We start from the raw sequence: 13775 nt of genomic DNA, 5'->3' as shown, positions 1-13775 counted from the left end.
ATTTTACCCCCCGAAGTTTGTTAAAATCTTAACTTGAAGTTGTGCAAAAGCATCAATGAAGGCGATGTACTCACGGAAAGCTTTTTTGGCCCGTGAAACCGCCTGTCGAGCCTTTTGTGAATACTCTTTTTCTCCGAGAAATGCTGCGATCTCTTCGTTGGTAAAGCCGAGTCGTAGCAGTTCAAGGATTCTTGCTTGTTGCTCGTTGGTTGTTGCAAAACCAGCGAGCATTTTTTCGTAGTGGAGTGTTTCGATCACGGTGTCTTCATAATTCTCTTTATCTTCAATGATGGAAGCGAAGGTTTCTCCACAGGCACCCGGAATCTCGTTATCCATCGGAACTTCTGTGCACAGGGATCGTTTTAGACGACCCAGTGCTTTTTTTATATCGGTGATTTTGTCTTTGGCGAAGAAATTAAATCGCTGAGTAAAATTCGATTCCCCGTTATATCCCACAGATGCTTTCCATACCGCCTCCCTTAATTCGCTGATAAACACGGCAGATTCAATTCCGGTTCTCTGAGATAGCTTATAAGCCATCCTGTCGATCAAGGGGGCCATGAGGTCAAGCAGTTCGGAGAGGCTTTCTTCGGACGGATCGTTGTCACATCGAAGGGCGGCTTTGTTGATGGCTTCGTTATCTACATTCAAGATTGATCCCCCTTACACTTATTTAATAACGACATAAAGTTCGGTTCGTGACTTCAAAAACGGGAATCTCTCCTGGAAATAATATACTAATATTTAATTACCTGATCTGAGGGAAATACTAGCTACCGATTGAGGTGAACCGATGGGGAAAGGTTTGGTATCAGTGAATTTGGACGATAAGATTGATGTGATCTACAGGCTTGTGAAGGCGGGTGAATTTCTAAAAAACATGCGGGTAGAAAAAAAGCTGTCTCTTGCAAAATTATCGGACGCATTAGGAGGGACTGTGTCGAGTAACTATCTCTCGCTTTTGGAGAGGGGAAAGGTTTCCGAACCAAGCGAAGAAGTATTACGAGCCTTAGCTAAATTTTACGAAATACCCGAAGAAGAGATATTTAACCAATTCGGTAAAATACCCGAAGAGGTCATACGAGCCTTACGGGATCAACCGTTTATGACAACAATCTTTAACAGTATTTATAAAAGAGGATATCCCGAAGATATTCAAAAAAAGGTTGTTAGTGAGGCTTTGCAAGCGTTTAACGAGATTACGAAAAAATACGAACATACTTTAACGAAAACGGACGAGAAATAACACTCAGCAATTCATCTGGGGGTAACTCATTCACATCCTTTACGTTCTCAGGTAGGCGAATCGCCTCTAGGAGTAAATAACCCCCGAGATTTTCAGAAATACTTTGTGCGATTCGTTCCCCGGCCTTATCGTTATCTGTCGCAATAATTAGCCGTTCAATGGGCGACTGAATCAGAAGTTTACGCTGCTGCTGACTGAGATTTGCTCCACCTAAAGCAACTGCGGGACATCCTGCTTGCCAAAGAGTTATAGCATCAATCTCACTTTCTACAATAAACGCTTCAGCCGTTTTTAATCTATAAACAGCATTAAGTCCGTACAAGTGATCTTTCACAGGCTGACCGCCAGAATAATACCAAAACATTTTCCCGTGAATACTACGGTACTTTATATTCACCAACTGACCGTTTTTATCGAACCAGGGAAAGGTAATTGCACGGGACTTTTTGTCATATCCTATTTGAAAAACCCGTTGGTACCTCTCCCCGATTCCTCTCACATTTTCCAGATAAGGGTGCCGAAAAAGATAGTTTCTTAAAATTGCCTGGTCCAATCGACCGGGCTTTTTCTTTTCCGTCAAGTCTACCAACAAGATCAAATCATCCGGGTTGGGGACGCATGTCCCGTACTTATTCAGCAAATACTCTTCCGTTTCGCCGTAAGTCTCATTGCGGAGATATGCCATAAGCGTTACAAAATTACCCTTATTCCAATCTGGATTATCCGCTCCACTGTCCAACCATACACCGTGTTTTAGATGGACTGCAAAGCTGGGATGTCGTTCGTCCCGAAAGGGTGAGCAGGCGATGAAGTTTTTTTCATTCCATTTGGGATGTTTCCAATCATATTGTTCAATTTCAGCCTGAATATTTACGGGTAGTTCAAATCCCCTTACCGTAATCAATCCGCTTTTTTCATCCCGTTTTTGAAGCTCGGATTTGGGAGATCCCTTCTCACTAGACTCAGTATTTTGTCCGCCACACGAATTCCGTCTTCCACTTGCCCCACTCTTTCTAGATAATCTGGATAGGTTAGGTTTTTCAGACCGTGATTTTTTTGGTAATCGTTCATTCGTCTTTGAAGGTTTGTTCCGAAAGCCCGGTTAAAGGCTTGCTTAAATTCAACATGAGCTTCCGAAAAAGTCACACCATTCTTTCTCGCTATTTTTTTAACCATTTCGTTTAACTGCTGCCGGGGAGTTCCGTTAACGTTCACGGAGTCCATCAAATTAATCCGGTGATGAGCGAGGGCTGCTTTTCTCTCCGCTCGCTGGCTATCATCTTCGACTTTTTTCAGTCGGCGATCATGTTCCACCATGAGTTCCGCCTGTTTTAGAAGGATTTCCGCTTGCGTCATTGGCTGTTGTGATTCGTTTAGATTTAATCGGTAATACTCATCGACCAACAATTCGTAAGCTTCCCATGCCCGATCGGTATTCAGGGATTTGGCGTGGAGCCATGCTCCTTTTTCCGTCCACAAATAAAGGACCCTGACCATCGTACCAATTTGCAATCCCGAATTTCGGGATCGCAAATCTGTGAGTTGATCTCCCTCTATACGGAAAAAGTGTTTACCTTCGGTGTAACGTTCTTTGTTCTCGGTAAAATTGCTTGACACACGTTTTGGCTCTGTTCCATACGATTCGGCTAATTGTGATGTTGTGAGTACTCTTTGGTTTGAATGTTCAATCGGTTGAAGGTAATTCATATTCTTGTATTCCTCCTCATTTGTCTGGTTGAATGCGTTGATGTGATCATGTTTGTAAATTTGTATTTTTTGTGGTTACGAACTTACAGTGCTAGATAATAAACTACGATGAACGTTTGTACAAACTATAAATTGTGGCTTTATTCACAAATGATTCTAAAAGAGGTCGGTTACATCCGTTTCCCGGACATGACCCAGGTTAAAATTCACCGATAATTCCACAATTTTTCCCACATTTGGTTCCCGACACTTCTCGATGGAGATTTTACCGATCCCATCAGCGGCATCGAAAGTAAGCACCGTTGCTGCATCTTGGATAACGGCGATGGTTTCACTGTAATCAGTTAGCCTTGGGGGTTTTACAATCCGGTTGCCATCATCGTCCTGCTTCAACCCCTCTTTTTCGGCAGCTCCCGGAGTTTGGTGCACAACAAGGCCAGCCACATTGTACCGCCCAAAAAGCTGACGTAGTCGTCGCGATGTGATCGTCATGGCGTCCCGCATCCCTTTTCCTTTTCCGTGAATCATCAAGTTGAATCCGTCGATCACCACCATCTTGGTATGCGGGTAGGTCTGTAGATCGGCTTCGATCGCTTCCAACGTTAATCCACCCGGAAGGTCTTCCATCGTTTTAATGATGTAGGCACCTTGGGCTTCTGCCACCTCAGGAGTAAAGCCGTTTAAATATCCGAAATAGGACTGTTCATTATCGAGTATCCCGCGCCGTAAACGGACGTTATCGAACTTTCCCATCAACGTATCCAGTCGAAGGACCTGCTGTTTTTTCGATAACTCCGGTGAATAGTGAATCACCGGGAAACGGTTTTCCCATGCCGTTAGCCCGATATGAGAGGCAATCCATGACTTCCCCCGGTTTGTAAAGGCCATTAAAAGAATAAAGTCACTCGTTTCAAAGCCACCGGCGAGAGCTTCGGTTAGACTAGGGTATGGCGTGGGAATATAGACCGATTCTCGGGCCGTCTTTGCGTCCTCATACCACTCCCGCCGTTCGGAGCCGTTTGCAGCATAGTTCGTGCCCAAGGAAAAAGTCATCGCCGTTACGGTTTCAATTCGGGCCGTTTCTTCCTTGAGCCAGGTAATAAACTTATCCCCCGATAATTCCGAGAACTTCTTCCCTGCTTGGTTCTGCAACAACTCAAAAGCTTGCCGTTTGGCGGTTTGTGCTTTTAAGCGGGTACAAAGGAATTTGAAGGTATCGACCACACCCGGCATGTAGTCGAATTCCTCAAATTCTGCCGCCACTGTCCGGGCATCAGGGGATTGGCCGTGATCTTTTACATAGTCGCAGATAAATTGATATACATTCCCCAACGTGGGAAAGTCGTCACCATCAATGTTATATAGAAACAACTGATGAAAACTGTTTTCGTCGATCGCTTTGGAGAGCAGTTGGGATTCCAGCATTAATACAACCCTGCCTTTCTGTGGTCCACGCCCCGGAATGATATGGGGATGGCAGCCCCTTCGATTCGGCTGGCGATTCGGTCATCCAACAATCCAGCAATATCCGTCAGAGGCACATTGGATGTATAGATGGTTGACATCTCATCGATTGCCCGCCCGTCGATGACCTCGTAGAACTCCGAACGATAGGCTTCTGTGGCTTCCCTGACCCCGATATCATCCAGCACCAGCAACTCCGCTTTGAGCATTCGTTCTTTTAACCGGTAATACTGAGCACTGGCCGTCTGTTGCATTTCAGGGGTTCCTCGAAACTGGGCGTTAAAGCTGTTTTGGTATTTTGATGCGTTAACAAAAAGGGCTGGGACTTCCTCAATCCTCCGCTGCTTCGTTACGTGTTCAATCGTCCGGGCCACCAAGAATTCGTTTAAGATGGCCACTGCAGCCGTGGTCTTTCCCGTTCCGGTTCCCTTGGCGTTATCCGACTGGGGGATAGAAAAAAGATATAGGCCACAACCCTTCGCTACCTTCCCCAGTACGTCCACACAATACTTTTGAACGGCAGCATAGGCCACAGGGTTTTCTTGTTCAAACGGGAGTTCCCGCGCCGAAACCCCGGTATAGGCTTTGGGGATTCCGGCTAACCCCCAGATACCTCCGCTACCGCTTTCTCCTTGCAGTTTTAGGAAGGCATAGCACAGGGGGCCGCACAAGGCGGGGTTCCCGGCTTGCTTGCACTTTACCCTTAACAGGCATTTCACCACGCCACACACCCCCTTATATTCGATCTAACAGGGCTAACAGCTCTTCCGCCGTTCTCCCACCGTGTTCTGGCACATTCATTCGAGCTGTTCGCTCTTTGGCAACCGCCAGGGCTTTTTCCGGCATCCATGTACATAAGGCCGCGATGGAGGGCCGGGGGAATTTCGAAAGGGTTCCCCACTTCTCGTACATTTCCACCGAGATATCGACGATCTGCCGTATTTGTTCCGGTGAATACTGTCCCATAAGCCGTTGCTTCACCATCTTGGTATCCTTGGGCCAGTTGGGGTTGCAGTTCGCATCATACTTTTCCCGGTATCTCATGCAGAAGTATTTAATTACACCCTGTGCCGTCATCGGTTCATCTTCGGGGATTCCTGTATTACTGTTTAGATCTTTATTACAGTGATTACTGGTAGTTATAGAAGTACCATACTTTATGTCAAATTCCGTTGCGGGGGCGTCGGGCTTTTTGACATCAGGTAGTGTATTACTGTTTATACCGTTATTACTGTTATTACCGGTAGATATAGTAGTACCGTACTTAGTGTCAAAGACCGTTGCGGGGGTGTCGGGATCTTTGACATAGGTAGGAGGTACAATCTGTGATACCGGTAAAATCGTATAGAAAGAATAGGTTGCCTGGGAGTTCGGCGTTTGCCGTTTTACCCGTTGGATAATTGGTTGCCCCTCCCAACGGAACTCCAATAACGAGTTCACCCATTTACAGGCCGTCTGTCGACTGCACCCCATCCCCTTTGCGATCGTGTCCTGAGAGGGAAAACACTCCCCGTTTAAGTCCATATAACTGGCGATAATGCACAAGACGGTCCACCGTTCCGGCCCTAGCTGTGCGATTAATCCGGTTGTAACCGCCGTTTTATAAAACTTAAAATAGATTTCTTCCTCCCAGGTTTTCTCGATGATGTCAAATCGTTTGTCAATCTCCATCGTAATCATGCTGGCCGTAGCTGCGTTTTTTTCGTTACCCATTTCATCCACCTCCAGAAAGTTAATGCCGATTTTCAAACCGATTTGTGACAAAAAAATAACCCGCCAGCCGAAATGGCCAGCGGGTACATGTATTATTTGGTTATTGTACGGTGTGGATGGACTTTGATACATCATAGAGACCGCAGGCGGATAAACCGGCGATTAACCCGTTAGTAATGCCCGTTTGAAGCGTATCGGCAGGCATGAGAAAAATACCACCCAAGATACCCAATACTAGGGATAGGGCTGGTATATATTTCACGTCGATATAGTTCTTCGCCAACTGTCCTAGAGCCACGATAATTCCAACAATTACACTTGATTCAAACATAATGTTCCACCTCAGCGTTTTTATTGGGAACCCATCCGGAAAATAGTTAAGATTAGGCACACAACTTTTCAAACAGCCCTTGTTGATCCAACAGCACCAACACCCGGTAAAAGGAGTAATCTCCTAGCGGATCTGCCACGATTTTCTTTTCATGGAGCTTAATCATGGTGGGCCTTGCCCAATCTGGAATTTGAGCATAGAGTTTCTGAGCTTCTGTTTTGTTTTTTTCTGCAGCAAGGCGAGCATTTTCTGTGTCCACCCGTTCTTTTACACCCGCGATAAATTGATCCCAATGGGGTAAGATTTTCCGAGGACACTCTTTCCCCGTCCAACTTTTGTGAGTTACCACGTTTTCCAAGGGGATTCCAAGGTCAAACATGAGCTTACAGATTAAATCCTGGGCGTTCGATTCTGCCTTTGCCAGATCGCCGTCTGCATTTTCGCACACCTCGATGCCAATACTGGTCCGGTTGCCGGGGCCGTTTGTCCCATCACCAGCGTGCCATGCGTTTTCGTTGGTGGGAATGTGTTGGATAATTTGATGGTCGTCAACAGTAAAATGCCAAGAAGTTGAACCGGCTCCAGTCGATTTAACATAGGCAGAGTGACCCGCTGCGTCGGCTCCTTTTGAATCATTACCAGTGTTATGAATGGTAATGGACGTGGGCTTCATGGTGTAGCCCGGACGGTTCTTGGCTCCTTTCGGAATGAAATCTTGCGTAATGGTGGTCATAACTGTTACTGCCCCTTTCCCCGAATTTCAGATTTAATTTCTTGGACATCGTCACTGAGCCTTTCATACTGTTTTGCCAGTAGTTCAAACTGCCGGGTGATATCCCGGAGAAAATCGGTCAGTTTATTTTCACGTTCTTTTGCATCAAACTGAAGTCGCCGACTATCTTGAAGTTGGTACAAATATAACGACACAAACAGCAACGCCCAGATTCCTTGTTCGACCGCTTTGGTTAGTAGCGTTTCTTCCACCGTTCCCCCTCCCCCAAAATAAACCCGCTTCCTCTAAGGCAGTGGGGTTTTGAATTCTTATTGCGGCTGGGGTTCTACTTGCGATGCCAAGTATTCGGCGACAGGGATTGGGTAATCCGCCGGTAAAGTATTCAAGTCACGCCGTCCCACCTTCACCAAAAATGCGTACACCTTCACCATGTAATCCAGCACATCAGCCACGTTTCAACCCTCCTTTCAAAGTCTGAAGTTCTTCATATAAAGCAACAACCGCCTCAGCCAAATCGGCAAGGGCGGTTTGTTCTTCCGGTGCCACCTTATTCGGACTAGATTGGGGTGGAGATGGTCTTCCCGGTCCCGAATATTCCCACTCAGTTCCATCTTTTTCTCGGAGATACTGCTTCCCTTTCCGATCAATTAACTCAGCCAAAAGTGATCACCTCTATAATGGAATTTTAATAACAGATCCGTTTCCGCCTGCCGCACCTGGGTTTCCCGCCGTGTCCATTGCACCTGCAGCTCCACCTGCCACAGTTAGCATCGGGATGGATATGGTTTTGGCGAATAAGAAAATACATCCGCCACCCCCGCCTCCGCCTCCTCCCGCAGCGGAAAGGCTTGTACCGTTGTTGGCCGTACCCCCGCTCAAACCGTCTGCTCGAATGGCACCAGTTCCGATAATAGTGTCGGCGACGATAAAGATACAACCGCCACCAGCCCCGCCGCTTCCTCCTTTTCCTGAATAACTGCTAGATCCGCTATATCCGGCACCTCCCCCGCCTCCGGCTCCACAAAAGGACAGGATATCTCGAAGATCAGAGGCAAATCGGCCTCCTTTCGTGCAGTTGTTTCCTGTCGTTCCTGGGTTGTTCAAACCTCCATTGGAACCGAAGACATCGGTACTACCTCCGCCACCCCCTCTTGCCAACGTAGTGCCTCCAGCTCCTCCCCCCGAACCGCAGGGACCAAAGCCGTCGACTCCATTGTAGCCAGGAAGGTGTCCCGCATTGTTGGTGGCATTAGCTCCGCTCCCTCCAGCGGCACCTTTGCCCGATGCAGATAAGGTACCGTTAATCGTAAGCGTCCCTTGTATGAATAATCCCAAGAAAGATCCGGTTGGAGTCAGGGTAACGCCGCTGTTTACCGTAGCTGAAGAAAGCCGATATATTCCCGATTCAAGAGTCGTATTCGTGGTCCATGTCGCCAGTCCATCGTACCCGTCATTCAAAAAGAATACTCCCGACAGCATGGTTCCCCGGATTTTAGAGTGAAGGCTTCCGTTGATATCTAACCGATCGGTTTTCGCTCCGACCAGCCGACGAATATAGGCCAGTACCGCTTCATTGGCTCCAAACATCGATCACACCGCCCGTTTCAAGTAGTCGTTACTCCAGATGTACGTGAGCACATCCCGAATCCCGCCTGCCGTCGTTCCAAGTGGTGGTAGATAGCGACAAACCCTTGTGAGTTGATCGCTGCTGTACTCCATCGTGGTAAAGCCGGAACCATACAGGCCATGCTTTAGCTCACCCGTGTCTCCGCTATAGACACGAAAGTGAATCGCGTTTTCCATGGTCCATGCACCACTTGATGACGAGCGGCTATAACAGGGATAGTTCGCATCTTGGGTGGTTTCCCCGTGAACATGAACGTGGTTTGTGGCATCTCCATTTTTCTTTACCACCAGCCAATACACGGTCCCGGCCGTCAACCCAGTCAAGTCAAAGGGAATGCTCACAAATGAACGACTGGTGGGTATAAACTCCTTAGGATAGGTCATGGACTTGAGCAAGGTTCCCTCATTCGTTCCGTCGACCAACAGCCCAGAACGAATCTCGACGGTGAGGTCGACGCCATTCCCATGCTTGACCAGTTCCATCTCGAGTCTTGCTAACTCCGTGGTTCCGGTGGTCGTAAATCGAATCGCGTGAGAATAACTGGCACAATCAAACTCTGCAATCCCACTTCCGCTTTTGCCATCAAAGGGTGTTCCGTCATAGACCAAGGAAAAGGGTTGGAGGCTAATCAAGCTGTTCATGGTGGTTACATCCAGAACGGTTCCTGTCGTAAAGGCATTTAACGCCATAATTCACCTTCCTCAATTCCCGGTGATCGTAATCCGAGCTTCAATCGTGAGTACCGTGTTCCCATTCTTTGACCATGGTTGGGTCAATAAATTCAGCATAGTCCCCGTTCCAGCGACATCCGTTCCACCAATAACGATCGCCATTTTATTGTGATTTCCGTTACAGTCTGCGGGTACTAGTTGAGTCCGAAACCGGACCTCCCCGGCTGTGCACGTCACCGAAGAAACGGGTTTGCGGAAAATCTCCGTAATGGTTTCTCCGGGGCTGTTGTCGTCCCCCACCAATAAATAAGGGCTGGAGAGATTGCTGATACTCGACGCAATCAACCCCAACCCCGCCTGAGTAATGAGATTATGCAAAGGTCCGTGCACGGTACCGTCTTCATATTCGATAAACCAGATTCCTTCTGCCGTTACATTCATCTATATCACCACCCCGCCGCAAACGACCCAAGACTGGCCGTAGGCCTTTTTCTGTTGTATGACTCGGCAAGCCCCCGTATTGGATTGGATGGAGACGTATACTCCCGGAATAGACGGGACTTCCAAAGCTCCACCCACAGGAGCAGGTATCCAGGGGCCATATTGATTACCGAAATTAGTGCTTACTCGGTATACCACCTGCGGAAGTGCTACGCTTGGATTTGTCGGGATAAACAAAAAAACGCACCCAGAGGTGGCGTTTACTGTTACCCTGGATATGGTTGCTGCGTCAAGTAGGATATCGTAACTGGTCTCTACTTTAAAGGGCAGTGGAACCTCGGTGGTAGCTAGTTGATCAGAAACCATAACAGACTCAGTCCCGTAAACAAACTTGTTTAATCGAGCCGCATTATTCACATCTACGTTATCCTGAGCACTAATCACCGCTCGTAACAGGTCGGGAATCCCTAATAAACGACCGCCGTATTCGATATGATAGATCCATTGGTCTGGCGTTAACGGGGTTAACGTGACCGATTGGGCAATATAAATGCCGGTAATCCCCAGATTCGGAAGTTGAATGTGTAACAATTGTCCGGGAGTGATGCCCGGCATCTCGGTATCCAAACTGCCTTTGACTCGGGGATTGCTAAAGGCTTTCAGGTCCGCTAATCCGGCGGCTTCAGCGGCCTCAACGGTAAAGAGTTTATTGTTGGTAATGGCGTGTTCATAAACACCGTCTCCGCCCTGAACCGAAGCAATCCCTTGCTGCGACTGCAGATCTTCCACCATCGTGATGATATCGATGTCGTATTGATAGGTAAACGTAAGGGTGGCCCCAGAGGGTAATGTTGCCGTCTGTGAACTGGCTCTCACATATTTCTCTTGGTAATTGACGAGGTAATCTACCTGAGTCTCTTCGTCCACATTTTCAATCCCAACTCGGGCCGATGTACTTGTTGTGGTGAGCGATAAGTTGTGCGGTTTATGGGGTAATGTCCAAATCCGAGCCGCACCGTCTGCCTTAATTTCATAGACAAAAGGGTCGGACAGCATCATCCCGCCTCGTACATAAACCCGGTTCCGAAGCCCTTGGGTGTCGATGGTGTGCTTCAGGTTTCGTAAGGGAAATAAGGAATTTACCAGCAACGGCTCAACGGAGGAATCTGTGGCCGGATTTAAAAACCATACGTCCCGGTAGTAATCGACGTACCAGTCCCATCCGCAATAATCGGCCAGCTTTTTGAAACACTCAGAAGGCCGCAAGTAATCGAACACGATGTACTGTACCGTAGGAGCACCCGGACGGACGTGTTCTCCGGTAAACCCTTGACCGTATTTTATTAGAATGTCCTTTACAATCTGGTCTGCCGTCAAATTCTCGTAGGTTTCTACGACCAATTTGCGATCCAGTTGATAGGTGTAGTCCTGGCAGTCGACATCCCAAATATGGATTCCGGTCGTCTTGGAGAATTTGACGATGTCTACGATCCCACCAAAGACCCTCACACCGTCGATTTCAACGATCACTTCGTCACCTTCAGAGGGCTTATGGTTTTTAATAGAAAAAGAGCAGGTGTCCACTGCCGAAGTCAACACTTGCTCTATTGAAATACGGTCAATAAGAATATTTGCAGTCTGATCGACGCCGGCGATACGAAAAGAATCCGCCATTAAAACTTCACCCCTCGTCGAATCAGCTGCCGTTCAAGCTGCTCCCAGATTTCTTCACCGTTGCTGCCGTGGATCGTAATGTGAAAGGTTTGGCTCCCCGCTGTGATTGAGTTACCGCTTGTAAGCAAGGGATTAGTTGAAACTCCCGGTAAAGCCACAGAGGCTACTCCGGCCATTTTTGCTGAGGCCGTCGCCAAATACGGCAAACTGTTTGAGATGCCTTCGGCAAACACTTTTACTAACCCCGGCCCTGTTTCACCTAGGCGGGACAACGGCCCTACCTTCGCCGGTGAATGGGGCATGTAGGAGTCCACTAGGCTGGTCATATTCCACAAGACATCTTCCAAGTGCCCGAATTGACTACGAATCCCTGCAATAAACGTGGTAATCAGGCTGACGCCCCAGTAATTTGCTTTAGATACAAGACCTTCAAACTTTAGAGAGACCTCATTGATAACATCGAAAACTGTCTTTTTCATCGATGCCCACGTCGTGGTGACGTCAGCGAGGAGTTTCGCCCATACGGAAAATAAGGCCGTTTGTACCGTTTGCCATAGGGTGAGGGTGTTGTCTTTGATCTGCGTTTGCTGGTTCATCATTTGTGTAGATGCATCGGACCAGGTTTGAATGACGGTTGCGGCCGTCTCCCGGTTGGCTTGAATGACCCCGGTTTTTTGCTCAGTCGCAGCCTGCAACACGCCGTTCTTTTGGTCTTGGGCCGCCTTCGTTGGATCGCTATTCATCTGCGGAACTCTCGGATCGAACCCTTTCAAAGCAGAAGCGAGTTCCGGGGATGACTTGGAAATCACAGCCGCTAATCGGGTCACCATCAAGGCCCCCATCTTTTCGGCATCATCGACCATCCCTTTTAAATCCTTGAGGGCATTCTCTTTAATTTCGGCCGTCTTCTGTTGCCATTCCATACGATATTGTTCCAGTTGTTGTGCTGCATCTGCCCGAAGTTGGGTAATCTTTTGTGATGTCTGAGTCGCCAAATCCTGCAGCTCATTCACGGCTTCAGACTTCGCGAGGGATGATCGTTCTTGCCAAAGGGAGACATACTGGTGGAGTTGTTCGTCAGTCATCTCGGTCAGGGCTTGCACTTCGTCCGCTGCTTTTGGCCCTAGTTTTTGAAGTTCACTAAGTAGGCCGTCGCTTATCCCTCGCCCACGAAGGCTGGATAAGTTACTTTCCCAACTGCGTAAGGTAGACACTTGGTCTCCGAGGTTGTTCAAAAGATCTGCACCAGATACTCTTTTGTGTTCCACCGCAGAAAATAATCCCACAAAGTCGGCGATCGCATCGGCCCGGTTTTGAAGTTCTTTCTGGAAATCTGCCGTGGCTTTTTGTTCATCTTCCCGGAGCTTATGATTGACTTCTGTGACCTTAGAGCGGTAATCTTCCTGGGCTTTGGTGAGGTCTTCTTTATATTTCTTGGCTAACTCGACCACTTTGTCGGAGAGTTGGCTGAACTGCTTTTCCTGCTCGGTAAGTTCGTCGGTCAGGTCGGAGACTTCTTTCTTCATTTTGGCCATCTCGGCTTCCGCCTTGGCCATATCGAGGTACGTCTTCCGGGTGGCTTCGTCATCTTCCCCTTTTTCCTGAACGAGCCGGGCGTATTCCCCCTGAAGATCTCGAATCAGTTCGGCCTGAACACTCATCTTTTGATTGAGGAAATCTGTTTTGACCGCGACTTCTTGTGCCTTTTGTGCATGGCTTCCGAGTTGAGCGATCGCCTTTTCTTCCTCAGCGTCCAATACGCTGAGTTTAAAGTTCATGGTATCGATGGCGGCTTGCCAAGCCAATTTGACGTCCTCGGCATGCGTTTTTAGCTGCTTTGCCTTTTCCGAAGTATCGCTCATTCCCGAACCGGCATCTTTCCAGCTGGTTTTGATGGAACGTAAGGCATCTTGCAGGGCTCTCGACGCATCCACAGTTTGGTTCGCCGATTCCTCGATTTTCTCCCCCTGCGTATCCCAAGATTGAAAGGCCGCCGAAACATTGTCACTGGCTCGATCAATTGCCGCAGACGCTTCCTCAGCAGTGGTTTGCAACGATTCGATGTTGAGGCTGATATCTGAAACCGTACTGGATACGGAAGCCCGAATTTGCTGGAATCCTTCCTCAAAGCCGGGAGCGAGTTTGCCAATCAAGCCCACCACCGGGCT

At 48.0% G+C, this 13775-nt stretch carries 17 protein-coding genes; 1 reads left to right on the top strand and 16 read right to left on the bottom strand.

Annotated elements, in window-relative coordinates; all coding sequences use genetic code 11:
• Positions 1-3: 3 nt before the first annotated feature.
• Positions 4-651, bottom strand: coding sequence for a sigma-70 family RNA polymerase sigma factor (locus GJ688_RS02555; RefSeq protein WP_155474987.1), 648 nt, complete (start codon positions 649-651; stop codon positions 4-6).
• Positions 652-793: 142 nt separating this feature from the next.
• Here GJ688_RS02555 and GJ688_RS02550 point away from each other — a divergent pair, with 142 nt between their 5' ends.
• A complete protein-coding gene (locus tag GJ688_RS02550) occupies positions 794-1246 on the top strand; it encodes a helix-turn-helix domain-containing protein (RefSeq protein ID WP_155474986.1) in 453 nt (150 codons plus the stop codon).
• Here GJ688_RS02550 and GJ688_RS02545 read toward each other — a convergent pair.
• The 15 genes from GJ688_RS02545 to GJ688_RS20240 all read right to left on the bottom strand — a co-directional run.
• Entirely contained in the window at positions 1200-2150 is a 951-nt protein-coding gene (locus GJ688_RS02545; RefSeq protein ID WP_155474985.1) for a toprim domain-containing protein, read from the bottom strand. The two genes, GJ688_RS02550 and GJ688_RS02545, sit on opposite strands and share 47 nt — an antisense overlap.
• A complete protein-coding gene (locus GJ688_RS02540; RefSeq protein WP_155474984.1) occupies positions 2147-2953 on the bottom strand; it encodes an ORF6N domain-containing protein in 807 nt (268 codons plus the stop codon). Before GJ688_RS02540 ends, GJ688_RS02545 begins: the two co-directional genes overlap by 4 nt.
• Positions 2954-3109: 156 nt before the next feature.
• Positions 3110-4378, bottom strand: coding sequence for a DnaB-like helicase C-terminal domain-containing protein (locus GJ688_RS02535; RefSeq protein WP_155474983.1), 1269 nt, complete (start codon positions 4376-4378; stop codon positions 3110-3112).
• Complete coding sequence (locus GJ688_RS02530; protein ID WP_170291596.1) at positions 4378-5139, bottom strand: ATP-binding protein; 762 nt, start codon at positions 5137-5139, stop codon at positions 4378-4380. The genes GJ688_RS02535 and GJ688_RS02530 overlap by 1 nt, the downstream gene beginning before the upstream one ends.
• Before the next feature lie 13 nt (positions 5140-5152).
• Positions 5153-6130: a helix-turn-helix domain-containing protein gene (locus GJ688_RS02525; protein ID WP_170291595.1), complete on the bottom strand. Its 978-nt coding sequence runs from the start codon at positions 6128-6130 to the stop codon at positions 5153-5155.
• Positions 6131-6230: 100 nt separating this feature from the next.
• Complete coding sequence (locus GJ688_RS02520) at positions 6231-6461, bottom strand: hypothetical protein (protein WP_155474981.1); 231 nt, start codon at positions 6459-6461, stop codon at positions 6231-6233.
• 52 nt (positions 6462-6513) lie between these two features.
• Entirely contained in the window at positions 6514-7194 is a 681-nt protein-coding gene (locus GJ688_RS02515; protein WP_155474980.1) for a peptidoglycan recognition protein family protein, read from the bottom strand.
• A 5-nt stretch (positions 7195-7199) separates the two neighbouring features.
• A complete protein-coding gene (locus tag GJ688_RS02510; protein ID WP_155474979.1) occupies positions 7200-7445 on the bottom strand; it encodes a BhlA/UviB family holin-like peptide in 246 nt (81 codons plus the stop codon).
• Positions 7446-7502: 57 nt separating this feature from the next.
• Positions 7503-7646: a CD1375 family protein gene (locus tag GJ688_RS02505; protein WP_155474978.1), complete on the bottom strand. Its 144-nt coding sequence runs from the start codon at positions 7644-7646 to the stop codon at positions 7503-7505.
• Positions 7639-7854, bottom strand: coding sequence for a hypothetical protein (locus GJ688_RS02500; RefSeq protein WP_155474977.1), 216 nt, complete (start codon positions 7852-7854; stop codon positions 7639-7641). Before GJ688_RS02500 ends, GJ688_RS02505 begins: the two co-directional genes overlap by 8 nt.
• A gap of 12 nt (positions 7855-7866) precedes the next feature.
• Entirely contained in the window at positions 7867-8781 is a 915-nt protein-coding gene (locus GJ688_RS02495; RefSeq protein WP_155474976.1) for a hypothetical protein, read from the bottom strand.
• 3 nt (positions 8782-8784) lie between these two features.
• Entirely contained in the window at positions 8785-9510 is a 726-nt protein-coding gene (locus tag GJ688_RS02490; protein ID WP_155474975.1) for a choice-of-anchor R domain-containing protein, read from the bottom strand.
• A 12-nt stretch (positions 9511-9522) separates the two neighbouring features.
• Positions 9523-9933 carry a hypothetical protein gene (locus tag GJ688_RS02485; RefSeq protein WP_155474974.1) on the bottom strand — a complete coding sequence of 137 codons (411 nt, stop codon included), beginning with the start codon at positions 9931-9933 and terminating at the stop codon, positions 9523-9525.
• Complete coding sequence (locus GJ688_RS02480) at positions 9934-11607, bottom strand: hypothetical protein (RefSeq protein WP_155474973.1); 1674 nt, start codon at positions 11605-11607, stop codon at positions 9934-9936. It abuts the gene before it with no gap.
• The coding region (locus GJ688_RS20240) for a hypothetical protein (protein ID WP_170291594.1) at positions 11607-13775 on the bottom strand (2169 nt) is incomplete at its 5' end. The genes GJ688_RS02480 and GJ688_RS20240, both read right to left, overlap by 1 nt.

It is taken from the genome of Heliobacterium mobile (assembly GCF_009720735.1).
Classification (GTDB): Bacteria; Bacillota; Desulfitobacteriia; order Heliobacteriales; family Heliobacteriaceae; genus Heliobacterium; species Heliobacterium mobile.
Note: the sequence above shows the minus strand (reverse complement) of the source record. Positions and strands in the feature narration are given on the sequence as shown.